The following is a 22,870-nucleotide window of genomic DNA, read 5'->3' on the forward strand; positions in this document are numbered from 1 at the left end:
ACTCCTTATTTCCGTTTTCGTAAGGTTTCCAGTCTTTTCTGCAAGTCTGGAAAATCCTGAATGGACTGTTTCTTTTCAGCGTCCGGTGCGGATTTCTCCTGAGAGAGCTGCCACTCGACAGATGCCGGCAGCTTGTCCTGCAAGATGGCTCTACCGTTGCGTCTGACAGGGGCAGATTCCTTCTTGCCCGCTTTTGCCTTCTCGGCTGTTTGCGCCCGTTGATCCGCACGTTCGAGGATCTGCTTGACTGCCTCGTCAACTGTCGCGATCCGCTTCGCTTTCCAGCTGTCACGAATCGTCTCCATGTACGCTTTTGGCAGCTCCATTTGCATGCTGGCTAGTGTATGGAGCAGCAGCGCATTGACGACTTCCGGCTGCATCCCATCCGCAAATACAAGCGTTTCAGCCCGTTCCAGAAACACCTTGCTGATTCTGCCACCAACGACCTTTTCCAACAGAGTCACCGGAGATAATTGGCGACAAGCACGGATAAAGGCTTCGCTGCCGGGCTCTGGCAAGCGACCAGGTCCCCAGACATCCTCTGCCGTGTCAGTTGCAGGCGCAGTCCGGTATAGCTTGTCTTCCGTGTAGCGTTGTACCAAACGCTTGCGCAAAACTTCTCCGTCCAAACTCCGATCTGATTTGTACAGCGTCCAATCGCGTAGCTCCTGCCCCATCCCCCAGCTGTCCAGCTGATAGAAATGGCACAGGGAAAACAACAGTTCCATGCTCTTGCCTTCCAAAACTTTGACCGAGTCGGCATTATCCGGCAAGTACAGGCGCAAGGACGATACACTCAGCGAATGGTTGACTTGTGCCTCGTAGCCAGATTTCATCGGCGCTTGCGGGAAGTTGGTGTCCATCTCGGTTAAAAACTGATCCCGCTCCGATCCTTTTTTCACTTCCAGCTCCGATGGTTTCAACGACTGGAACACATCATGGAAGTCTTTCGTGACGTTTTCCACAATGGAGTATTCTTGATCCAACTGACTGCCAAGCGTATCTGCATAATGCTGGCGCAGTTGCGAATAGCGAACGTTTTCGATTTTGTTTAACAACATCAACGACAGTACATAGTCTGCAAAAAACTCAGCCGGACTAAGCGGCGGCTTGATCAAATACTCGTAATAATAGTCACGCTGCTGATTTTCCCTCCGGCGCACCTCGACTAGCCCGATTGCCTCCAGGCGTTCACGCGCATCCAATAGCCGATCCAGTGAAAGCGAAGTCGTCAGCATCAAACTACGATGGGTCCCCTCCGAGGAGGCACCGCTCACCTCTTGCACGCCATGGACGAGCAGTTGGTAGAGAGCGTACGATTCGACACCGATGATCGGCAAGTATAGCTGCGTAACAAAGCCCATTTCGGCAAAGCCAAGCGGTCTTGCCATCCGCACCAGATAACGATCCTTCGGCAACAATTCGTTCCAAACTAAACGACGCATCAGATCTTTCCTTCCTGACAAAATTCGATTCTTTTATTATAGCACGACTACCCATTCATACGCGGAAAAATCAACTGGAAAGCCAAAGAAGCCCTGGCGGTTGGCCGCAAGAGCGTGAGAGTAAGGTTGAGCGTCTGACAGAAAAAAAGCTTATCTATTCTTTTGGAAACGAGCTGTTTCGCGCTTGAGCCAATAGCTCCTCCAGCTCTTTCATAAATACATTGATATCTTTGAATTGGCGGTATACAGAGGCGAAGCGCACATAGGCGACTTCATCGACATGGTATAAACGCTCCATGACCTTCTCCCCAACATCATTGCTCGGGATCTCTGATTGCCCGCAGCTGCGCAATTCTTTTTCAATGTCGTTCACTACATTTTCAAGCACTTCCAACGGTACGGGACGCTTTTCGCAAGCGCGCACCAACCCACGCAATATCTTGTCTCGACTGAATTCCTCGCGTGTTCCGTCCTTTTTCACAATTAGCAAAGGTGTTTCTTCTACCATTTCAAAGGTAGTAAAACGGCGCTCGCAGGCTTCGCACTCACGGCGACGACGAATGGATTTATTATGGTTAAAAGGACGTGAATCCAGGACTCTAGTCCCATTATATTCGCAAAATGGACAACGCATATCAGAATCAACTCCAATACTGACAATACTTGTCTACAGTGTCCCTCATATTCCTGTCAGAAGTCAAGTCAATCCTTGTACCTATTTAAAGGATAAGTCGAATGGAGTACAATTATGATACTGTTGGAGGGATAGTCATGCGTTTAGTATCTTTAAAACACCTACAGCCTGGAATGAAATTGGGACGTACAGTCTTCACAGAAGATGGAAAGGTACTGCTTGGAACCGGTATGCTCTTAACGGAACGACTGATTTCCGGATTAGAACGAACTCGTGTCGATGCGGTGTATATCGATGATCCCCGTACCAATGACATCGTTGTAGAAGAAGTGATTCGCCCACAAACTAGACAAGTAGCTGTGGAAGCCATCGAGAAGACGATCAAGCAAATTACAAACTCAAACAAGCTGGCCCGGAAAATTTCCTTAAAAGAAATGGGCCTTCATTTTCAACGTGCCTTTAGTTCAATTTTGGACGACCTGATGCAAAACAAGCAAATGGTTGGACATTTGACGACGATCTCTTCTCATTCGCCATCTTTATACCATCATTCCGTGAATGTGGCCGTGCTGGCGACTGCTGTAGGCATGTCTCTGGGCTACAATCGTACACAGCTCATAAACCTAGGGGTAGGAGCTATGCTGCACGATATCGGCAAAGTGAACCTGCCTGAAGAGCTGTTGCAAAAAACAGAGCGTTGGACAGACGAAGAGAAGGAAATCGCCAAACAGCACACGATGCTTGGCTTTGATTTGTTGCGAAAGCAGCATGACATCTCGCTTTTGTCAGCACACGTCTGCTTGCAACACCATGAACGGCTAAATGGAAGCGGCTATCCACAGGGTTTATCCGGCAAGCAAATTCACGAATTCGCGCAAATCGTCGGTCTCTGTGATATTTATGATTCGTTGACTTCCCCACGTCCATGGCGCAAGCGGTACATGCCTCAGGATGCTGTCGAGTACCTGCTAGGCGCTGGCGGCACGCTGTTTGAGCATCATCTGGTAAATGCCTTCATCAAGCACATTGCTATCTTCCCGATTGGAAGCAGCGTCGTTTTGAATACCGGAGAAATCGGGGTAGTGAGTCGGGTTGATCCGGATTATTCGCATCGCCCTACTGTACGTGTGTTAAAAGACGGCCGAGGAAACGATGTTCCTAGCCCTTATGACCTCGATCTCAAAGCGAACATCCGACTGTTTATTGTCGGCTTTGAAGATGATGATCTGTTTAACGTGAACTCATTAGAAGAACCTACTACCTCATCGTAAATACGAAGCAACCAAAAACCCCTTTGCTCGAAATCAGCAAAGGGGTTTTGTTTATGCTGCTTATTTTACACCAACGGCAGCTGCTTCTTTTGTTGCCGCTTGATTGTGCTGCTCGGATACGTGGCGAACCAGATCTACGACACGGCAGGAGTAGCCCCACTCGTTATCGTACCAAGCGATTACTTTTACTTGATTGTCTCCCATTACCATCGTAGACAGACCATCGATGATCGAGGAGTGATCGTTGCCATTGAAATCGCTGGATACGAGCGGCTCGTCGCAGAACTCGAGGTAGCCTTTCATGCTGCCTTCGCTCGCTTCACGCAGGACACGGTTTACTTCGTCCAATGTAACTGGCTTCTTCGTATTAACCACCAAGTCTACTACGGAAACGTTTGGAGTCGGTACGCGCAAGGAAAAACCATTTAGCTTGCCATTCAATTCTGGCAAAACGATTCCTACTGCACGAGCAGCTCCTGTCGTCGTTGGAATGATGGACTCGCTAGCTGCACGTGCACGACGCAGGTCTTTATGCGGATTGTCGAGATTCACCTGATCGTTTGTAAACGAGTGAATGGTAGTCATGAGACCTTGTTCGATACCGAATGCATCGTTGAGCACTTTTGCCACAGGTGCGAGACAGTTGGTTGTGCAGGAAGCATTGGAGATAATGTGGTGATTGGCATGGTCATAGGTGCCTTCATTTACACCCATCACGATCGTCACGTCTTCTTCTTTCGCTGGTGCTGTAATCACAACTTTTTTCGCACCGCTTTGCAGGTGCTTGCCAGCGCCTTCGCGATTGTTGAACTTGCCTGTAGCTTCTACGACGATCTCAACTCCGAGGTCACCCCAAGGCAGCTTCAGCGGATCACGGTCAGACAGGACAACCGTTGCTTTTCCATCTACGATAATCTTGTTGTCTTGGACTTCCACTTTATTTTGCAGGCGTCCGTGGATCGTGTCATATTTCAACAAATGAGCAAGCGTCTCCGCAGGATAGCTGGCGTTGATTGCAACGATTTCAATATTGGGGTCCTGAATAGCGCGGCGGAATACCATGCGGCCAATACGTCCGAAACCATTAATACCGATTTTAATTGTCATATATAGAAACCCCTTTCGAATTGAGTTACGCTTATCTGATACTTTTATTATAATAAGTATGACACAATTATCAATGTGTTTTACTGAAAAATAAATATTTGGACGATTTACCCTACCCAAAAAAAGAGGAAAAAGCCGCTCTCTTATCCGTAAGAGAAGCGGCTTTTCATGATTTTTAACGTAATTGAAAGTCGTATATATTTTTGTAACGATCATGATAATAAAGCACTCGCTGGACATATTGACGGGTCTCCCCATATGGAATGCCCTCAATCGTCTCTCGAGTTCCGTTCCATTCCTCACTCGAGAGCCATCCGTTTACTTTGCCCGGACCAGCGTTGTAGGCTGCAATAACTTTGACAATATCCCCATCATAACGGGACATCAAAAAATCGAGATACCATGTCCCTATCTCGATGTTCATGACAGGGTCGTACAAGTATTGACTGTCCTTTGGACGGAAGCCTGCCTCCTTGACGATCCACTGTGCTGTTTCCGGCATGATTTGCATGAGCCCGACCGCACCTTTTTTTGAAACGCGATCTGTCGCAAACCCACTCTCGGAACGAATGACGGCCAATACCAAATGAGGGTCCACCTTATATTTCAGTGCAGCCGTCACAATCTGTTGCTCATATTTGATCGGGTACATCCATTTCCACACCAATGGCGTGTTTAGCAGCAAAAATACACTCGCCAAAACGAGTAGTATCCATGCTGCACGTTTACCAAACCTCATGATTGACGCTCCGATCGAATCGCGGCTAATACCGCCTCCACTTGACGCTCGGTTTCTTCACGCGAACCAGAATTATCGATCAAAAAGTCTGCGCCCTGCTTCTTCTGATCAATGGGAAACTGTGCCCGCAGTCTTTTTCGTGCTTGTTCTTCTTCCAATTCGTCGCGCTCCAGCATTCTCGCCAATTGCATCTCGTAGGGCGCATAGACGACCACGATTTTTTCTACCATATGCGTAAGCTTGCTCTCATACAGCAGAGGAATGTCCATGAGTACGATCTCGGCTCCATTCGCTTCCGCTGCTTCGGCCTCTTCCCGCATAACGCGGCGTACCTCGGGATGGACGATGGCGTTCAGCTTTTGACGCTCGGACTCGTCCGAAAACACGATCTCACCTAGTTTTTTCCGATCAATTTGACCATCTTCCAATAGGATTTCTCTTCCAAAATGGCGCACGATCGCTTCATAGGCTACTTTCCCTGGTTCTACGACCTCTCTGGCGATTTGGTCAGCGTCAATGACAGGAATTCCACGCTCTCGAAGCATACCTGTCACCGTGCTTTTCCCAGTGGCAATTCCGCCTGTTAACCCTAGTATCATGCCCATCCTCCTCCCTTGGTCGAACTGTTTTAACTGCTTTGTGAAAAACTTCTCAAAGTTACTGGTTCTTTTGGCAGTCCGGGCAAATATGCGTCCCTCTGCCGCCGACTACAAACCGAATAATTTCGGCCCCGCACTTCGTACACGCCTCATCTTTTCGTCCATACACTAATAAAGATTGCTGGAACATTCCCATCTCGCCCTGTCCGTTCACATATGACTTGATGGAGCTACCACCTTGTTCTACCGCTTCTTGCAAAGTGGAGACGATGCTTTCGTGCAGTCGGATAACTTCTTTATCTGTCAGCTTTCCTGCTGGTTTCTCCGGATGAATGCCTGCTTTAAAGAGTGACTCGTCCACATAAATATTCCCCAGCCCTACAATACATTCCTGGTTTAGGAGAAGCGGCTTAATTTTTGTTGACCGTCCTTTTAACAATTTCCCCAAAACCTCAGGAGTAAAACTCTTATCTAGTGGTTCTACCCCCAGTTTGGCCAAAGGTCCGACGGTTGTTTCCTTCCCCTTAGGGAACAGATCCATCGTCCCGAACTGGCGAACATCCCGATAACGCAGCTCCGTTCCGTCCGTAAAATGGAAGACGACATGGGTATGCTTCTCAACGGGATCATCCGCCTGATACACGCCATAGCGCCCTTCCATTCGCAGATGGGACACGAGCACGTCCTCGTTTAAGAAAAACTGAATGAATTTTGCTCGCCGTTGGATATCCTGGATGGTTTGTCCCACCAAGAGAGATTTGAAAGCTTCCACGTCATCTGGCTGCCGCACAATACGCGCCAAATGAACACTTACTCTCTCAATCGTTTTTCCCATAACCAAGCCACGCAGAGTCCGTACGACGGTTTCTACCTCCGGCAATTCTGGCATATGCCCTCCTCCTCTCGCTGTCTATTCATCTTTATGTTCTAGGCATGTCTACTTCGCATCGTACCAGGTTCGTCCGTCACTCACGTCCACCTTGAGCGGCACGTTGAGGGACAGCGCACTCTCCATCACTTCTGGCACCAGCTGGCGCATGACCTCAAGCTCATTTTCTGGCACTTCAAATACAAGCTCATCGTGCACCTGCAAAAGCATGCGGCTATCGAGACCTTTCTCCTCGATTGCCTCCTGCATGCGAATCATCGCGAGCTTGATCACATCGGCAGCAGTACCTTGGATCGGCGTGTTCATCGCAGTACGCTCAGCAAACGAACGCAGGTTAAAGTTGCTGCTGCGAATATCAGGCAGGTAGCGGCGGCGGTTCAACAAGGTCGTCACATGGCCATCCGCCTTCGCCTGTTGAACAATCTCGTCCATCCAGCGCTTCACACCGGAGAAGACATCAAAGTAGCGCTCAATAAAGTCCCCAGCTTCTTTACGGGTAATATTGAGGTTTTGCGATAAACCATAATCGCTGATGCCGTATACGATCCCGAAGTTGACCGCTTTGGCCTGACGGCGCATTAGCGAGGTCACTTCTTCCTCACTCACACCAAATACGTCCATGGCGGTGCGAGTATGAATATCCATTCCTTTTTGAAAGGCGTCAATCAAGTTTTCGTCTTGCGAAATATGGGCCAAAATCCGCAGCTCAATCTGGGAATAGTCGGCCGCCAGCATGTACCAGCCGTCCTCTGACGGGATAAACGCCTCACGAATCTTGCGTCCTTCTTCCATGCGGATCGGGATGTTTTGCAGATTCGGGTCCGTACTGGACAGGCGCCCTGTCGCCGTAGTCGCTTGGTTGTAAAGCGTATGCACCTTACTCGTCTTCGTATGGATTTCCTTGGTCAAGCCCTCAATATACGTAGAACGAAGCTTGCCGAGCTGACGGAAGGTCAGGATCGCATCGATGATCGGATGATACGGGGCTAGCTTCTCTAATACATCCGCACTCGTAGAAGGCCCGGTTTTGGTCTTTTTCAATACTGGCAGAGACAAGCGATCAAACAAAATTTCACCCAATTGCTTCGGCGAGTTGATGTTGAATGCCCCACCCGCCAGCTCGTAAATTTGATCTGTCAGAGCTGCGAGCTTTTTATCCAAGTCTTCCCCCATTTGCACAAGGCGCTCACTATTTACCTTCACGCCTTGCTTTTCCATGAGAGCCAATACCATACTCAGCGGGGCTTCCAATTCGCCGAGCAGCTTTTCCATTTCGTTCTCCGCCAACTGCTCGCGCAATACAGGCACGCTCTGCCAGATGGCTGCCGCTTTATGCGCCACATGCTCGCTAAGCACGTCCATTTCAGGAACAAGGCGCTTGGCACCCTTGCCGTACACCTCTTCATCTGACAATACCCGTGTCTGTGCGTATTGTGCCGCAATGCTATCCAAGGTCGGGTTGCTCTCAGCCGCATTCAGCAGGTAAGAAGCGAGGTATACATCAAAGCTGATACCTTTTATCGCAAAATCATGCCAAGCGAGTCCAACTGTGTCTCGCTTGCCGTCAAATACCCATTTCTCCTTCGCCGGGTCTGCCAGCCACTCACAGAGCACCTGCCACTCCTTGGCTACGTCCCACGGAACGAACATCACCGTATCTTCCGCAGCCAGCCCAACTCCGAGGAATGGCGCATGATGATAGTTTTCCCCGTCCATTTCGATGTAAAGAGCCATTGGCGAAGTCAGCTTGGACTCGTACGCCGCTTTGTTTTCCTCTGAAATCATCTCAAACGAAAATGGCTTGGCGTCTGCTTGTTCGCTTCCAGCTGCTGGCTGTGCCACTTTGATCTTGGACAAGAGCGATTTGAACTCCATCTTTTTAAAGAACTCGCTGAGAGGTACACCATCATAACCTTCATAGCCAGTCTCTTGCACATCCAGCTCCACAGGCGCTTCACGCAAAATGGTTGCCAATGCTTTACTCATGTTCGCCTTGTCTACATTCTCACGCAGGTTCTCTTGCAGTTTTTTGCCTGATACTTTATCGATGTTTTCCAGTACTTGCTCGACAGAGCCGTATTCGTGCAGTAGCTTTAGAGCTGTTTTCTCTCCGACCCCAGGGACACCTGGAATGTTGTCGGACGAATCGCCCATCAAGCCTTTCAAATCAATTATTTGCAGCGGCTTAAGGCCGTACTTTTCATGAATTTCTTTCGGAGTGTACAGCTCGATTTCGCTGACTCCCTTGCGTGTCAAAGCGACGGATACCTGCTCGGACACGAGCTGCAGCATATCTTTATCTCCGGTAATGACCGTCGTTTTCCAAGCTTGCTCATCTGCCTGCTTCGTCAACGTACCGATAATGTCATCCGCCTCGTAGCCTTCCAGCTCGAAGCGTTTGATTGAGAAGGCATCCAACAGCTCCCGAATCAGTGGAAACTGTTCAGACAGCTCCGGCGGAGTTTTGCTGCGTCCCCCTTTGTACTCTGCATACTCGCTATGGCGAAACACGACTTTTCCCGCGTCAAAAGCAACCATGATATGCGTCGGCTTCATTTCCTCCAACACTTTTAACAGCATAGTCGTAAAGCCCAGCACTGCGTTCGTATGCAGTCCTGCCGATGTGGACAACAAAGGGAGCGCATAAAACGCCCGGTTCGCAACACTGTTTCCATCAATCAACACAAAATGACTCAAGGAATTCGACCCCTCTCGTTACAAAACTACTATCTTTAATCGTAACATAGGGCAAACATCAAAGCCAAGCCGTAGATATGACGGGTAAAGCACAAGATGATTGAACAGACTATGAAAAAAATGGACAAGGAAGGTGATCTTATGTATGGGAGGAATTTGATTCCGATCTTGCTCACGCTTTTTCTTTCCCTTGGGGCGATTCCAGTGACTGCTAACCCCAATCCAGACCCCGCACCCGCTGTCAAAAAGCTGATGGCATTTGTCATTGATGATTTCGGGAACAACATGCAAGGGACGGAGGAAATATTAGCAATGCCAGTCCCTCTGACTGTTGCCGTCATGCCGTTTATGCCCAGCACGAAGCAGGATGCCGAGCTCGCTCATCAAAAAGGACATGATGTACTCGTTCACATGCCGATGGAGCCAATGAAAGGAAAACGCTCCTGGCTCGGTCCTGGAGCCATTACGGCTGATCTGTCCGACGATGAGATTCGCACTCGCGTGGAGAAAGCGATTGATGATGTGCCACATGCAATTGGCATGAATAACCATATGGGCTCAAAAATTACGGCTGACGAGCGAATCATGCGCATCATCATGAAGGTCGTCAAAGAACGCGGCCTTTTTTACCTGGACAGCAAGACTACCGATAAAAGCGTGGCGGGGAAAGTCGCAGCCGAAATGGGCGTCCCCCATGCAGTGAATCAAATTTTTCTGGATGACGTATACTCGGTCCCACATATTACAAAGCAGATGGAGCTCGTCTGCAAACGAATCCACAACCATTCCTTATGTATCGCGATAGGCCATGTTGGGCCTCCTGGCAAGAAAACAGCCTCCCTTCTGCGCCAGTACATCCCGCGAATTCAGAAGGAGGCCGAATTTGTAACCATTTCAAAGCTTATCCAGCAAACTGCTCATTAATTTTCGCCACCAGCTCTCCTGCACACTAGCCTCCGTTTTCAGATTTCCCGACCGCTTTACGTATTCGCTCACGGCTTCTGTAATGGCCTGAGCGATTTTTTCTTGTGCTTTGGGATTCGTTAACATTTCGCGGTCCTGCGCATTGCTGATAAACCCCATCTCCACGATGACAGACGGACAGTAGTTATGACGGAGCATGTAGTACGTCTTGCCCTTGACTGGCTGGTTGTTCGTCCCTGTCAGCTTGTTCAGCGAGTTTTGCAGCAGTTCTGCCAGCATATAGCTTTGTTCGGTATCTTGGTACAAAAGAATGGCACCCCGTCGCCGCGCATTAGACGCCCAGTTTACATGCAGACTGAGCAACATCTGGGGACCGATCTCTTTCGCCAAATTCTTCCGCTGCGCCAAATCCCGAATATGCCTCGATCGGTTGTCCAACCACCGATTCTCATCGCTCAGTGCGATATCTTTGTTCCGATTCAAGGCCACCGTATAGCCAGCTGTTGTCAACTGTTGGTAAAGTTGCTTGGCAATTTGCAGATTGATGTCTTTTTCGTACAAACCCCCATAAGAGGTTCCCGAATCCACACCCCCATGACCTACATCAATCAAAATGTGAAAGGGGGTGAGGGGCAATGCCTCGCTTCGCGTCGGGATACAGATGAGGATAAGTATGAAAGCAGCGATACGGAAAATAGCCTGTAAGTTTCTCATGCCAGTAGGATAACCGGATTGAAAAGAAACCTTTCAAGCGGCCAGGTACACATAACATTGTGAATTTTTTAATCCAACTGTACAATTACAATAATGAAAACCTTACCCGCATAAGAAGGTGTACTGATGAATCAATCTTTGGAAAAACCGTTATTCCCCCCGTATTTGGCTCTCTTAATCGGGGTGATCGCCATTTCCTCTTCTGCGATCTTTGTAAAACTATCAGATGCGCCTGCTCCAATTATCGCTACGTATCGCCTGATTTTTTCCGTTCTCTTAACGCTTCCTTTTTTATGCTGGAATCGTGGTGCAATCGCAGAGATTGGAAAAACGTCCAAAAAAGTATGGCTACTCTGTATTTTATCGGGAGCCTTTTTGGCAAGCCACTTTCTGTTGTGGTTTGAATCGCTGAACTACACTTCTGTAGCCAGTTCTACTGTGCTCGTTACGTTACAGCCATTATTTGCCTTCATCGGCGGTTATTTCTTTTTTGGTGAAAAAGTCCGATTTCTGGCTCTATCCGGCGGCTTGCTGGCGATTGCAGGAAGCTTCGTGATTGGCTGGGGAGATTTTCAAGTAGGCGGCATGGCTCTGTGGGGGGATTTCCTTGCATTGATGGGAGCTGTCACCGTGACGGGCTACTGGCTGGTCGGGCAGTACGTTCGCCAGCATATGTCTTCCTTTGCCTATACACTCGTCGTCTATACGGCAACCAGCGTGATTCTGGTCGCCTATGATCTGGCTTTCGGGTATTCGCTCGTCGGTTACCCTGCGGCGGATTGGGGCTGGTTCTTCTGTCTCGCCCTGTTTCCGACCTTGCTTGGACATTCTATTTTTAACTGGATTATTAAATGGCTCAATACGACGACGATCTCCATGGGGATTTTGGGAGAACCGATCGGGACTGCGATTCTCGCTTACTTCATCTTGGGTGAAGTAGTAACGCCTCCACAATGGATCGGTGGCTTGATCATTATCGCCGGCATTTATGTGTTCATTCGTTTTAACCAATCTGCTAAAGGAGTGTCCTCCATTGAACAAGCAACCGGAGAACCGAAAAAGCTTGCGTGAATTCGTCAAGGGACTGAGTATTTGGGCGAAGATTGGCTGGACAATTCTGCTTGGCTACATCGTAGGACGGATTTTGTACTGGTTATTTAAAATGATGTCCTAACAGGCAAAGGGGCAATTCCAATGAAGTCTTCGATAAGACTTGCGGAATTGCCCCTTGCTATTAGGCTGTTGCCTTCTCGGTTGCTGGCACCTGTTGAGCTTTTTTCGGCTTTTTATGCAGGAAGTACAGAAGTGGAATCGAAAGGACAATAGGGATAACTGAGACGAGGAAAGTATCCCCGATACCTTGGACCAACGATTCTTTTGCCATCATTCCGTACAAAATCGCGCTGGCTCCCCCTGTCGCACTCGCCGCATCTACCCCTACTTGTGCATACATTCCTGAAATGCCACTAATAAACTGCGTCGCCATATCCGTATTCAAGTTGTCAGAGATTGAGGCCATGTGGAAGTTTTGACGCGCCTGCATGATCACTGTCAAAATCGCAATGGCAAACGAGCTCATGACCTGACGCAATACATTGGACAGCGGAGAAGCATCCCCCACACTTGTACGAGGAACGGCGTTCATCCCTACAGTAGACAGTGTCATCATGCACAATCCGATTCCAATCCCGCGAATGGTCAAGATCATATCGATCCACGAATGCATGCTGTCAGCAGATAGATTGTGCAATTCATACGTCGTGATGCTCATAATGGTCAAGCCGACCAACCCAATCGGTCCAATCCCGTATTTATCCATCAGCTTTCCGCTGATTGGCATCATGATCGCCATGGCAATCGATTGCGGCATCAGCAGGATTCCAGATTCCATAGCCGTCAAGCCCTGAATGTTTTGGAGGAAAATCGGCATCAGGAAGATACCGCCCATCATCCCCATCATAACGAAGCCGGAAGTCAAAATACTGATGGTGAAGGTAGGAATCTTCAAAAGCCGAAGATCGAGCAGCGGACTTTCTTTCCCCAGCTCCACCCAAACAAACAGGATCAAGCTCATCACGGCAACGAAAAACAGACTGACGATGAAAAAGGAGGTCCAGCCCTCTGCTTGCCCTTTACTTAAAGCGAGCAGCAGGGTCCCGAAGCCGACGATGGCCAGAAATGCTCCCAAAAAGTCGAACTTCAACTCTGGCTTTTTCGGCGTTTCCTTGAGCAGAACAATACTCATGATCACCGCAAAAATACCAAAGGGTACACCGACTAGGAAGAGAAATTGCCAGCTTAAAAATTCGATGAGATACCCACCCAATGTCGGGCCCAGCGCAGGGGCTGTCATGGATGCGATCCCGAATATCCCCAATGCCATACCGATCTTTTCACGCGGAACGATCATGTAAATCATCGACATCCCGATTGGCATGATCATCCCCCCGCTGACACCTTGCACGACCCGAAAAGCAATCAGCGAAGAGTCACTCCACGCCAAGGAACAAAGGATGGACGAAAAAGTAAACGCGGATAAGGAGAGTACAAATATTTTTTTTGCCCCAAATTTGGCAGACAACGAGCCGCTCATCGGAATCATGACGGCGTTTGCCAGCATATATCCAGTTAATACCCACTGCATGGTCTCGGTACTCGAACCAAAAATATTGACCATGGCAGGCAGGGCAACGTTAATCAAGCTATTGTTCAGAATCGCAACGAAGGTTCCTGAGAGAATTGCGAGAAGAGACAGCCACATGCCGCCGTTCCCGCTTTTCTCCTCTCGGTGCGCCACCGCTTCCGCCATGTGTCAACACCCCCGTTAGTTTGCGATCACCTTGCTGCCCTCGGACAGTTTGTCTGTCGGATTTAGCACAATTTGATCATTGTCTTTGACGCCATTCGTGACAGTTGTCCAGTCGCCGCTTGCATTCTCTACCGCAACTTCCACCTGGTGTACAACGTTGGCGTCTACGGTATAGACGTAATGCTTGCTGTCCTTTTCCAACACAGCTGACGTCGGTAATTTTGTTCCTGCCGTTACCTGGCCTTGGAGCATAACCTCTGCTACCATACCTGCGCGCAGCAAGCCGTCCTGATTATTTACCTTCACTTTGACTGGGAAAGAACTGCTGTTGGTATCGGAAATCGGAGAGACAAACTCAACGGCACCTTTCAGCACTTTCCCACCCAGACTGCCTACCTTCACATCAACAGTAGAGCCGACCTTCACTTGGTTGATCTGGTTTTCCGGTACACTTGCTTCTACTTTGACATCTGCCATATTTACAAGCACCATCAGAGGCGTCCCAGCTGCTGCCATTTCTCCCGGGTCAACCGAGCGCTTGGCGACGATACCTGTGATTGGCGCACGAATAATGGTATTGTCATAATTGCTTTTCGCCAGCTCGAGATTGGAGCCCAAACGGCTCACTTCTGCTTGCAGAGCCGCTACCGTGTCGGCAGTTGGGCCTGCTTTTGCCAGATCGTATTGGGCTTGCGCCTGTTCAAGACCTGTGCGCGCCTTTTCCAATTCCAGCGAAGATTTCTCCAACTCAGCCTGGGACAATGCGCCTGCATCAAACAGTGCTTTCATCCGATTGTAGTTGCTTTCTACCACCTTTAGGCTGGCTTCTGCCTGGGTGACAATACTTCCAAGCTGCGTCAATTGCTCATTGCGCGCACCTGCTTTTGTATCTCTCAGCTTTGCCTGAGCACCTGCAATGGCTGCCTGTGCCTGATTGATCTGCTGCTGATAATCAGCAGCCTCCAGCGTGACCAGAACATCGCCTTGCTTGACGACTGCGCCTTCTTTTACTTTCACGCTCGCTGCTTTTCCAGAAACTTTCGAAACGACTTGGATCTCCTCAGATGCTGCCACCTTACCATTGGCGATGACACCCGTAGAGCCAGAAGTCACCTTCCATGTCTTCACAACAGGGACGTTCTCACTCGTTTGCGTTGCTGAAGATGTCTCGCTACAGCCCGCTGCAATAAGCGAAACGGCGGCCATGACTGCAGCGATTGTTTTCCATTGTGCTGTCTTTTTCATGCTTGATTACATCTCCTTCACGTGCACTTTGATCTCGGCATTCAATCCGGCCACGAGGTCCAGACCTGCTGTGTCATCTATGGCGATTTTGATCGGGATACGCTGGGTTACCTTGGTGAAGTTCCCGCTCGTGTTGGCTGCTGGCATCAAGGAAAATGTAGAATTCGTCGCTTTTCCGATCTCCATCAAATGACCGCCCAATTTCTTACCTGGGTAAGCGTCAATCGTAAAATCGACTTTTTGGCCGAGTTTCAACCGTTCGATCTCAGTCTCTTCCAAATTGGCGGAGATGTACAATTTGTTTTCGTCCATCACGAGAGCTACCGATTGCCCTGTCGAAACAATCTCTCCCTCTTTTGCTTGCGTTTTAATCACCGTACCTGTAATGGGGGAACGCAACACGCTGTTTTCCAGCATCGTCGTTGCTACGTTAGTTGTATCTTGCTGCCCTACGATTTGATCCGCTATAACGGTGTCGCCTTCTTTGACAGCGAGTCCGGTCAGTTTGCCTGTCATTTTGGGCATGACGCGATAAATGTCTCCCGCAATCCGAGCATCTTGTGTGGTCACATAATGTGCGCCTTGATACCAATAGTAGTAACCGATTCCTCCACCACCTGCCACGAACAGGAGCAAAATGACATACAAAACCAGTTTTCGCTTCATGGTTTCTCCTCAACTTTCTCGTTCTTCTAGTTTCAAAATCAATGTTTCCATCGACTGAATAATGATGTCTAAATCCTCATCGGAAAATCCATGGAAAATCCGCTGGTAAAAGTTCTCTGAGAAAAAATCAACTTTTGCGAAAAGCTCGCAAATCTTCGGTGTTTTACGAATCCAGACAACACGCCGGTCATTCTCATCACGTACACGTTCTACGAGTTGTTCTCGTTCCAAACGATCTATGATACCAGAAACGGTGCTGTACGATAAGTCTACAGCTTTGCTTATCTGACCGATCGTTTTGGGATCAGGATGGATTTCTCGAATGACCATTAGCTGCGGGACAGTCACACCATATTGGGACAGTTCTTTAGTAGCCATCGTGCCAAATGTCTTGTTCAACCGTTTTAACAAGTCCCGAATATGCAGTGATTTATTCATAACGCACTCCTTTCTTAAGTAATATTTCGTGTACGAAATTTATCACATGAAAACTATACGATGTTTTTCTATCCGTGGCAACTATTTCTTTAGGTGAAACTTTAACTAGGCAAGCTTTTAGAAGCATGCTTGGGTTGGGCTGTAGTGGTGGGGAGGAAACAGGAGAACACGCTCAGATTCTAGGTCCACCCGCTGGGGGATTGACTGTCCGGCTCCATGAAAAAAAGCGAAACCCGCGTCCAAAGTGGTCCATTCAGGGGGTGTCTCAGAGGTGGACGCTAAAAGCTTGTTTCTCTTTTTTTCATTGCGCCTCGGGCGGTGTCCCTAAGATCCTCGCTTATTTCTCCTGTTTCCTCTACGAGCTTTCCGTATCAAACGGGTTTTAAAAAGGATGTAATCAGTTACGACAGAGAAGAATATTTCCAGACGTAGCGACTTGTGGAGTCCTACCAAGCGGAGAAGGGATTTGCGGGCAACAGAAACGCAACCGTGCCCACGCGACGTAGCGGCTACCACTTTTGCGTTTCCCCGCAAATCCCTTCGGAGCGGACAGTCCCAGCCCCCGGCAGGACGGAGCCTGGAGCCTAGACTGGAAATATTCTTCTCCCCACCGCAGCCTCATACAAAAACGAAAAACCGACACCCCCTTTTCATCTCTAAGGGATTGTCGGTCCATTTTCATTCAAAATAGATGGAGCATCCGGTGCTTCCTCAGGGGTCGCGCGGCGTACGCTAGGTACATTTCGTGGCTCATGCTCAAGTTCTGGAAAAGAGTGAACTGTCACGTACATGCTTCCGTTGCTCGCGATTGCCCGGATCAGGACCGGATAGGCGTATTTGTTTTGAAACACAAAATCAGGGCCGTACCAGCTCACTGTTGCATCCCGACCTGGAGGTACGTACGCCACGTTTCGGCTGTGAGAATAGCGCTGTATAATGTGTAACCCTGCTTGGTCAACGGCATTGAACAACGTGGACGATACTTGGCAGATGCCTCCCCCAATGCCTTCCGACAGCTCTCCTCTAACAATAATCGGCGCCTGCAAATACCCTTTTTCTTTCGTACGTTGGCCCACTACTTTATTGAAAGAAAAAATTTCTCCTGGCAAAACCACGTAATTATTAATCGCCTGCGAGGCGAGCTTGATGTTGTGTACGCGATTCCAGTTACCCGCATTGAAATAGGTCGCATACTGTCCGATCCTTTTTTTCCGAACCTGACTCATAAGAGCCTTGTCTACCTTCGGGAATATCACTTTGTAGCTGACATTCATGCTTGCGGCTCCCGCACCGTAAAAATAATCGTAAAAACGTTCACGAAATGCCAGGTCATCTAACTTTCTTCCCTTGGTTTCTGGAACGATAGCCCCGGCGTTATTAATCGTTGCATTGATCGGCTCGATGTACGCTTTTTTCGCCAACTCTTCCACCATTCGCACAAGCTTGCTGTCATCGACTAAAGGAACGCCATCAAAGGGAAGAGAATAATCAGCCCGATTGAGGATAGCTACCGTTTTGTCCGCCATCTCTATTTGCAAAAAATTCGTCGGGTCGAGGGGATTGATTAACAATAATAGAGCCAACGTCATAGCAAAACCCATCCGGCTGCTCACCTCCATTCTCCAACAACGATCATCTTCCGTTATTGTAGTATGAGCAGTCGAGCGGGTTTCATTCTACGATCTGAATGCCATTAGACCATCTTTGTCAGTCTGCTTACGAGAGCTTGCGAGACCGCCCTTAAACGCTGCTGGTCAACGGCTTCCCGATACGTGTTGTTTAACTGGTCACGCAGCTCCTTGGCTGCAACTAGATTGGCTGTAGCTTCTTTTATTTTTTGGGTATATCTTACCTTAATATCCAATAATTCTACTTCATATTTTTCATCGGTTCCTGGGGTAATGGCGCGTGCGTACATATCAATGACCTCATCCGTATCTTTGCTAGGAAAATACTCATGCGGAGCCGTGCTGTCAAAAATAGCGAGGCTCTTCTCAGGTACAATCACCATATCCAGGCTGTGCGGGTCCAAACCACAGTGGTACACTTCCACATCAAAACCACGAGTTTGGGCCTCCTTCACCAGCTTTTTCAGCATGGTTGACTTGCCAGAGCCTGGTCTGCCCTTGATAAAGTAACGCTTCTCCAATTGGTCTGTCAGCTTCATGATATGATCCACTGGTCCCTCTGGAGTGGCTGCACCCAAGTACATACGCCGAACCTTTGCTTCCTTCTCTAGCTGCTGCTCTCCGAAGAATAGCCCGATGACTTCTTCCGTTACACGATTTGCTTCTTCCCTGTTCAGGCTTTCAATATAAGGGGCTTCCCACTCATCATGGATGCGCAGCGCTTCGCCAAAAGCTTGATAAGCCTCTTCACTTTTGCTGAAAATCTCCTCGTACCAGGCGGCGATCCGGTCTTTGTTATCCACGAGCTGATCGGCGTCTACCATCGCCTGCAAATTGACCTGAATTTCGGTTACGCCAGGGGAAGCCGGTCTCCATATGCGTGGATAGCTTCCGTCCATGATTGCTACTTTATAGCGAGGAAAAATGACACCATCAAACTGTCCGTTCACAAAGGGAGAATGAATCCACTCCACCTCGTTAGTTTTTCGTGCCATTTGATTGCCAATCGACTCGATCAGTGGTGACGTAATTCCTTCCACTGTCCCTGTCAAAATATAAACACGCTCCAAGCCTTCCAATACGGAGTCGTAAAACGTCTTGTATCCTCGCGCAGTATTCCCTGCGGCATATATATGGCGGACTTTTTTCTTCATTGCTTTTCCCTCCTGTACATCTTCTCGCTGCGATTGAAACGATGTATTGTATGCACAAAAGGAGAAATAGGCGTCTGTCTACACCAATGGAAAAACCGCTACAAGCTATTAACGATAGCTCACAGCGGCTTTATGTCCTTCACGTACTTATTTATTCAAATCCGTCATTTTACCAGTAGACATATAAATGATCCATTCGCAGATGTTCGTAACATGATCGGCAATCCGTTCCAAATATTGCGCGACCAAGAGCAAATGCGTTCCTTGCGAAATGGCCTGGCTGTTTTTCGTCATCAATTCAATCAGATCGTGGAAAATCGTGGAGTACAGCTTATCAACAATGTCGTCGCGTGCAGCAATCTCTTCTGCCGCTTCTTTGTTGCGTGCAATATATGCATTTAAACAATCACGCACCATAGCTTTGACATGATCAGCCATCATCGGAATGTCAATGAGGGGCTTCACGTACGGGTCCGCCATCAAGCGTCGGGTTGTCTTGGAAATGGAAACGGCATGATCACCCATTCTCTCCAAATCCGTCACCAGTTTCAACATTGTTCCCAAGCGTCGCAAATCACTCCCGACTGGCTGCTGCAGTGCAATGAGACGGAAGCAATCGCTCTGTATTTCTTGCTCCAACTCATTGATCACAGGATCGCTTGCGATAACCTGTTCAGCCAATTCCGCATCCCTCTCAACCAGACTCTTTATGGATTTATGAATGGCTTCTTCCACCAATGTGCCCATCGTCATGAGTTTGCGATGCAATACATCTTGCTGTTCTTCAAAAGCATGCCGCGTCATTTCCCTCTTCCCCCTTCTTTTGTCTGACATGTCAAATGGTACAAGGCGATTGTATTGTAGAAGTAAAGCTACCATTTTGTTTGTGTAAATGTTTTTGCAGTTGTTTTTTTAGGTAAGGGGAAGGATCACTGTGAAGGTTGTCCCTCTTCCTTCCTTGCTCTCCACACTAATATGTCCGTGCAAATTTTCCACGAGATGCTTCACAATGGCGAGGCCCAAGCCTGTTCCACCTGAATCGCGGCTTCGCGCCTTGTCTACGCGATAAAACCGCTCAAAGATACGCGTGAGATCCTTTTCCGGAATGCCGATCCCGGTATCCATGACTTGAATGGTGATGTTTTGACTGTCTGCTTCTGTCTTGACGTTGATTTTTCCACCTTCAGGCGTATAGGCGATCGCATTGGTCAACAGATTCAAGATGATCTGCTGCAAGCAATCCTTATCCGTCATCAGCCAAATATCTGGCTTCGGTGAAGGGAGCGTGATCGTCAATTCCTTGCGCTGTGCCTGGTCATGCATGATGGCAACTGCCGAGCTAATCAAATCCTGCAAGTGAACCTGACTCAGATGCAATGGGATTCGCTTCTGCTCGATTTTGGAAAGTTCCAAAATATCGCGGATCATTCGGTAGAGCCGCTCGCTCTCATCCGAGATGATTTGCAGGAAGTTGCGACATGTTTCCTCGTCCTGCATCGCCCCTTCAAGCAAGGTCTCCGTGAAGCCCTTGATCGAGGTAATCGGCGTGCGTAGCTCATGCGATACGTTTGCTACAAAGTCACTGCGCATCTTCTCCAGGCGACGAATGTCGGTGATGTCATGCAACACCACGACCACACCCCTCGACTCCCCCTTGAAGTTAATATAGGGAGCAAAATTCACGTCGAGGATGCGTTCCTGCGGGTAATAAATATGTACCTCTTGGCGGAACTTCTCACTTCTGTCTAGGCACCTGTCGATGTATTGGCTGAGCCCAAAGCTCTTGCCTGCCTCGATATGCAGCTTCCCTACAATCTCATGTCCAGCAGTCCCCAACAGCTTTTCAACGGCTGGATTGACCAGCATGATCCGACGTTGCTCTGAAATGAAGATCACGCCACTCGTCATATTGGTCAGCACCCCTGCCAGGCGCTGCTGATTCTCCGAGATTTCGTACATCTGCTGCTCCAGGCTCGATGCCATGAAGTTGATCGCGCCTGCAAGCTGACCGATCTCATCCTTTGCTTTGATTCTCACACGGCTCTCGTATTGGCGCTGTGTAATGTTGCGGGCTACCCGGGTGATCTCCTCGATTGGACGAATAATGGAAAAGGAAATGCGGGAAACGACAATCGATCCTACTACCAAAGTAACCAATAAACCAGTGAGCAAGCTGTACCACATTCTGTGGATCGTATCGGTAATATCTTTCATCGACATCGCTGAACGAACAACACCGAATATTTCGTTGTTCAGTTCAACAGGTACTGCAACGTACATCATGTCATAGCCGAGCGTCTCACTGAAACGGCGGGAAATCCCTGTTTCTCCTTGTAACGCTGCCTTCATCTCCGGTCGGTCATGGTGGTTTTCCATCTCTTCCGAATGGGAGGAGTTGTCGTACATCACCTGACCATCCTTGTCGATAATGGTGATCCGTACTTCATCTGCTGGCGCTACTTGTTTGACCCGATCCTCTAACGTCGCCTTATCAGAAAAGACCTCCGGGAATCGGACCGCCTGAGCGATGAGCTTCGACTCGCGGGACAATAGCTCATTCAGTGATTGGAGGTAGGAATTCTCAAGCACTTTGGCAAAATACATACCCATCACCAATAGTACGAGAGAAATTAAACCCAAAATAGTCAAAGTGAGTTTGATTCGAAAGCGAGTCAAGGTAAATCCTCCGTTATCCTTCCAGTTTGTATCCTAATCCGCGAACTGTTTTAATGTATTTCGGGTTCTTCGTGTCATCCTCTAGCTTTTCGCGCAAATGGCTGACATGCACGTCCACGATTCGAGAGTCCCCGATGAAATCGTAGTTCCAAACAGCGTTCAACAATTGATCGCGCGTCAGTACACGCCCTTGGTGGCTCGCTAAATAGTTCAGCAGCTCGAATTCCTTTGGCGTCAGCTCGACCTTGACGTCTTTACAGAACACCTCGTACTTCTCCGGGTAGATGCGAATATCCCCAAATTGGAGCAGTACCTCTTGCGGCGCTGCCGTCGCTTCTGGCGTGTTCTGAAACCGGCGAAGAATGGCTTTTACGCGAGCAATGACTTCTCTCGGGCTAAAAGGCTTTGTCAAATAATCATCGGCACCAAGCTCAAGCCCCAAAATCTTGTCGAGCTCATCATCTTTCGCTGTAAGCATTAAGATCGGCGTATTATTGCGTTCTTGGCGCAAGGTTTTGCATACGTCCATCCCATCCATCTTGGGAAGCATCAAATCAAGAATGATAAAATCAGGCTGCTCGCTCTTAACCACTTCCAAGGCTTGTTTACCGTCAAAAGCAGTCACGACTTGAAATCCTGATTTTTCAAGATTAAATTGCAATAGCTTTACAATAGAAGCTTCGTCATCCACTACCAATACTTTGATCATCTGTCTGTTTCCCCCTAGCGTTCCAATGCTTACGCTCGATTTTCTAACCTACGTCCCCTAAAAAATTCTTCTCTCTACAATACTCAGTCTGCCAATGCTCATTGCGGAAAACAAGTAATTTTTTTGTAAAGACATGCTGTTCGTACATAGAACTTAGTTGCTTGGCAATAGTATTCCTCTTTTAGGTAAAGGTACTATATTAAAAATGCCTTCAAACTGTAGTGGTCGGGAGAAGCCCTGCCACATGTTTTCCAGTCGCCTGTATCCTCTCTTCGTTCGGGCGGTCTCCTTCCAAACATGTGACAGTGCTTTCGGACAGCTGTGGATGAATTTCGTGCTTTAGTACGTTTTGAAGTAAACACAGCGGAGCTTTTGAATACACTTCTTTGATTTCACTTTCAGAATAATGGAAAACCTGCGTAGAAGAAGCGAATTTCCAGTCCAAGCGCCTCTGGAGCCCACCCTAGCGTAGGAAAAAATGGCGGGGAATTTCAGCTTCACTTATGAATGACATCTCGAAACTTCT

At 48.4% G+C, this 22,870-nt stretch carries 21 protein-coding genes; 4 read left to right on the plus strand and 17 right to left on the minus strand.

The window, feature by feature from the left end; all coding sequences use genetic code 11:
- Nucleotides 1-5: 5 nt before the first annotated feature.
- Nucleotides 6-1,445: a replication initiation and membrane attachment family protein gene (locus tag E8L90_RS15770; RefSeq protein WP_137030218.1), complete on the minus strand. Its 1,440-nt coding sequence runs from the start codon at nt 1,443-1,445 to the stop codon at nt 6-8.
- Nucleotides 1,446-1,599: 154 nt separating this feature from the next.
- Nucleotides 1,600-2,079: a transcriptional regulator NrdR gene (gene nrdR, locus E8L90_RS15775; RefSeq protein ID WP_137030219.1), complete on the minus strand. Its 480-nt coding sequence runs from the start codon at nt 2,077-2,079 to the stop codon at nt 1,600-1,602.
- Between the two features lie 137 nt (nt 2,080-2,216).
- Between nrdR and E8L90_RS15780 the strand changes: the two genes are divergently transcribed.
- Entirely contained in the window at nt 2,217-3,350 is a 1,134-nt protein-coding gene (locus E8L90_RS15780) for an HD-GYP domain-containing protein (protein ID WP_137030220.1), read from the plus strand.
- Nucleotides 3,351-3,410: 60 nt separating this feature from the next.
- On the opposite strand, the gene E8L90_RS15785 is transcribed toward E8L90_RS15780, so the two are convergent.
- The 5 genes from E8L90_RS15785 to polA all read right to left on the minus strand — a co-directional run bounded on the left by E8L90_RS15785 (nt 3,411) and on the right by polA (nt 9,381).
- Nucleotides 3,411-4,457, minus strand: a complete 1,047-nt coding sequence (locus E8L90_RS15785; RefSeq protein WP_106654629.1) for a glyceraldehyde-3-phosphate dehydrogenase — start codon at nt 4,455-4,457, stop codon at nt 3,411-3,413.
- A gap of 175 nt (nt 4,458-4,632) precedes the next feature.
- Nucleotides 4,633-5,196, minus strand: coding sequence for a lytic transglycosylase domain-containing protein (locus E8L90_RS15790; RefSeq protein WP_137030221.1), 564 nt, complete (start codon nt 5,194-5,196; stop codon nt 4,633-4,635).
- On the minus strand, nt 5,193-5,801 hold the full coding sequence (coaE, locus tag E8L90_RS15795; RefSeq protein ID WP_137030222.1) for a dephospho-CoA kinase: 609 nt from the start codon (nt 5,799-5,801) through the stop codon (nt 5,193-5,195). Before coaE ends, E8L90_RS15790 begins: the two co-directional genes overlap by 4 nt.
- Nucleotides 5,802-5,853: 52 nt before the next feature.
- On the minus strand, nt 5,854-6,684 hold the full coding sequence (gene mutM / locus E8L90_RS15800) for a DNA-formamidopyrimidine glycosylase (RefSeq protein WP_007717226.1): 831 nt from the start codon (nt 6,682-6,684) through the stop codon (nt 5,854-5,856).
- Nucleotides 6,685-6,732: 48 nt separating this feature from the next.
- Nucleotides 6,733-9,381 carry a DNA polymerase I gene (gene polA, locus E8L90_RS15805; protein WP_137030223.1) on the minus strand — a complete coding sequence of 883 codons (2,649 nt, stop codon included), beginning with the start codon at nt 9,379-9,381 and terminating at the stop codon, nt 6,733-6,735.
- A 141-nt stretch (nt 9,382-9,522) separates the two neighbouring features.
- On the opposite strand from polA, the gene E8L90_RS15810 reads away from it, so the two are divergent.
- On the plus strand, nt 9,523-10,305 hold the full coding sequence (locus E8L90_RS15810; protein ID WP_244297247.1) for a divergent polysaccharide deacetylase family protein: 783 nt from the start codon (nt 9,523-9,525) through the stop codon (nt 10,303-10,305).
- On the opposite strand, the gene E8L90_RS15815 is transcribed toward E8L90_RS15810, so the two are convergent.
- Nucleotides 10,276-11,019 carry an N-acetylmuramoyl-L-alanine amidase family protein gene (locus tag E8L90_RS15815; protein ID WP_137030224.1) on the minus strand — a complete coding sequence of 248 codons (744 nt, stop codon included), beginning with the start codon at nt 11,017-11,019 and terminating at the stop codon, nt 10,276-10,278. The two genes, E8L90_RS15810 and E8L90_RS15815, sit on opposite strands and share 30 nt — an antisense overlap.
- Nucleotides 11,020-11,145: 126 nt before the next feature.
- Between E8L90_RS15815 and E8L90_RS15820 the strand changes: the two genes are divergently transcribed.
- The gene (locus tag E8L90_RS15820; RefSeq protein ID WP_137030225.1) at nt 11,146-12,090 is read left to right on the plus strand and encodes a DMT family transporter; all 945 of its coding nucleotides are present in this window, start codon (nt 11,146-11,148) and stop codon (nt 12,088-12,090) included.
- Nucleotides 12,053-12,193: a hypothetical protein gene (locus E8L90_RS29940; RefSeq protein WP_157696726.1), complete on the plus strand. Its 141-nt coding sequence runs from the start codon at nt 12,053-12,055 to the stop codon at nt 12,191-12,193. Before E8L90_RS15820 ends, E8L90_RS29940 begins: the two co-directional genes overlap by 38 nt.
- A gap of 60 nt (nt 12,194-12,253) precedes the next feature.
- Here the strand turns inward: E8L90_RS29940 and E8L90_RS15825 are convergent, their stop codons facing one another.
- From E8L90_RS15825 to E8L90_RS15870, 9 genes are all read right to left on the minus strand, one after another.
- Entirely contained in the window at nt 12,254-13,828 is a 1,575-nt protein-coding gene (locus E8L90_RS15825) for a DHA2 family efflux MFS transporter permease subunit (protein ID WP_137030226.1), read from the minus strand.
- Between the two features lie 15 nt (nt 13,829-13,843).
- Nucleotides 13,844-15,073, minus strand: coding sequence for an efflux RND transporter periplasmic adaptor subunit (locus E8L90_RS15830; RefSeq protein WP_137030227.1), 1,230 nt, complete (start codon nt 15,071-15,073; stop codon nt 13,844-13,846).
- Between the two features lie 6 nt (nt 15,074-15,079).
- Nucleotides 15,080-15,739 (minus strand): HlyD family secretion protein, encoded by a 660-nt coding sequence (locus E8L90_RS15835; RefSeq protein WP_137030228.1) that lies wholly within the window; start codon nt 15,737-15,739, stop codon nt 15,080-15,082.
- A 9-nt stretch (nt 15,740-15,748) separates the two neighbouring features.
- The gene (locus E8L90_RS15840) at nt 15,749-16,177 is read right to left on the minus strand and encodes a MarR family winged helix-turn-helix transcriptional regulator (RefSeq protein ID WP_137030229.1); all 429 of its coding nucleotides are present in this window, start codon (nt 16,175-16,177) and stop codon (nt 15,749-15,751) included.
- Between the two features lie 656 nt (nt 16,178-16,833).
- The gene (locus E8L90_RS15850; RefSeq protein WP_137030230.1) at nt 16,834-17,778 is read right to left on the minus strand and encodes a VanW family protein; all 945 of its coding nucleotides are present in this window, start codon (nt 17,776-17,778) and stop codon (nt 16,834-16,836) included.
- A 92-nt stretch (nt 17,779-17,870) separates the two neighbouring features.
- Complete coding sequence (locus E8L90_RS15855) at nt 17,871-18,959, minus strand: PRK06851 family protein (protein WP_137030231.1); 1,089 nt, start codon at nt 18,957-18,959, stop codon at nt 17,871-17,873.
- Between the two features lie 147 nt (nt 18,960-19,106).
- Nucleotides 19,107-19,763 carry a phosphate signaling complex protein PhoU gene (gene phoU / locus E8L90_RS15860; protein WP_137030232.1) on the minus strand — a complete coding sequence of 219 codons (657 nt, stop codon included), beginning with the start codon at nt 19,761-19,763 and terminating at the stop codon, nt 19,107-19,109.
- Between the two features lie 108 nt (nt 19,764-19,871).
- A complete protein-coding gene (pnpS, locus tag E8L90_RS15865; RefSeq protein ID WP_137030233.1) occupies nt 19,872-21,635 on the minus strand; it encodes a two-component system histidine kinase PnpS in 1,764 nt (587 codons plus the stop codon).
- Between the two features lie 13 nt (nt 21,636-21,648).
- Nucleotides 21,649-22,344 (minus strand): response regulator transcription factor, encoded by a 696-nt coding sequence (locus tag E8L90_RS15870; RefSeq protein ID WP_137030234.1) that lies wholly within the window; start codon nt 22,342-22,344, stop codon nt 21,649-21,651.
- Nucleotides 22,345-22,870 lie beyond the last annotated feature (526 nt).

Source organism: Brevibacillus antibioticus (genome assembly GCF_005217615.1).
In the GTDB taxonomy this organism is placed as follows: Bacteria; Bacillota; Bacilli; order Brevibacillales; family Brevibacillaceae; genus Brevibacillus; species Brevibacillus antibioticus.

What these genes read in the sequence shown, in the direction of transcription:
- E8L90_RS15770 (WP_137030218.1), bottom strand. Translation starts at nt 1,445, where the DNA reads ATGCGTCGTTTAGTTTGGAACGAATTGTTGCCGAAGGATCGTTATCTG.
- nrdR (WP_137030219.1), bottom strand. Translation starts at nt 2,079, where the DNA reads ATGCGTTGTCCATTTTGCGAATATAATGGGACTAGAGTCCTGGATTCA.
- E8L90_RS15780 (WP_137030220.1), top strand. Translation starts at nt 2,217, where the DNA reads ATGCGTTTAGTATCTTTAAAACACCTACAGCCTGGAATGAAATTGGGA.
- E8L90_RS15785 (WP_106654629.1), bottom strand. Translation starts at nt 4,457, where the DNA reads ATGACAATTAAAATCGGTATTAATGGTTTCGGACGTATTGGCCGCATG.
- E8L90_RS15790 (WP_137030221.1), bottom strand. Translation starts at nt 5,196, where the DNA reads ATGAGGTTTGGTAAACGTGCAGCATGGATACTACTCGTTTTGGCGAGT.
- coaE (WP_137030222.1), bottom strand. Translation starts at nt 5,801, where the DNA reads ATGGGCATGATACTAGGGTTAACAGGCGGAATTGCCACTGGGAAAAGC.
- mutM (WP_007717226.1), bottom strand. Translation starts at nt 6,684, where the DNA reads ATGCCAGAATTGCCGGAGGTAGAAACCGTCGTACGGACTCTGCGTGGC.
- E8L90_RS15810 (WP_244297247.1), top strand. Translation starts at nt 9,523, where the DNA reads ATGTATGGGAGGAATTTGATTCCGATCTTGCTCACGCTTTTTCTTTCC.
- E8L90_RS15815 (WP_137030224.1), bottom strand. Translation starts at nt 11,019, where the DNA reads ATGAGAAACTTACAGGCTATTTTCCGTATCGCTGCTTTCATACTTATC.
- E8L90_RS15820 (WP_137030225.1), top strand. Translation starts at nt 11,146, where the DNA reads ATGAATCAATCTTTGGAAAAACCGTTATTCCCCCCGTATTTGGCTCTC.
- E8L90_RS15825 (WP_137030226.1), bottom strand. Translation starts at nt 13,828, where the DNA reads ATGGCGGAAGCGGTGGCGCACCGAGAGGAGAAAAGCGGGAACGGCGGC.
- E8L90_RS15830 (WP_137030227.1), bottom strand. Translation starts at nt 15,073, where the DNA reads ATGAAAAAGACAGCACAATGGAAAACAATCGCTGCAGTCATGGCCGCC.
- E8L90_RS15835 (WP_137030228.1), bottom strand. Translation starts at nt 15,739, where the DNA reads ATGAAGCGAAAACTGGTTTTGTATGTCATTTTGCTCCTGTTCGTGGCA.
- E8L90_RS15840 (WP_137030229.1), bottom strand. Translation starts at nt 16,177, where the DNA reads ATGAATAAATCACTGCATATTCGGGACTTGTTAAAACGGTTGAACAAG.
- E8L90_RS15850 (WP_137030230.1), bottom strand. Translation starts at nt 17,778, where the DNA reads ATGGGTTTTGCTATGACGTTGGCTCTATTATTGTTAATCAATCCCCTC.
- E8L90_RS15855 (WP_137030231.1), bottom strand. Translation starts at nt 18,959, where the DNA reads ATGAAGAAAAAAGTCCGCCATATATATGCCGCAGGGAATACTGCGCGA.
- phoU (WP_137030232.1), bottom strand. Translation starts at nt 19,763, where the DNA reads ATGACGCGGCATGCTTTTGAAGAACAGCAAGATGTATTGCATCGCAAA.
- E8L90_RS15870 (WP_137030234.1), bottom strand. Translation starts at nt 22,344, where the DNA reads ATGATCAAAGTATTGGTAGTGGATGACGAAGCTTCTATTGTAAAGCTA.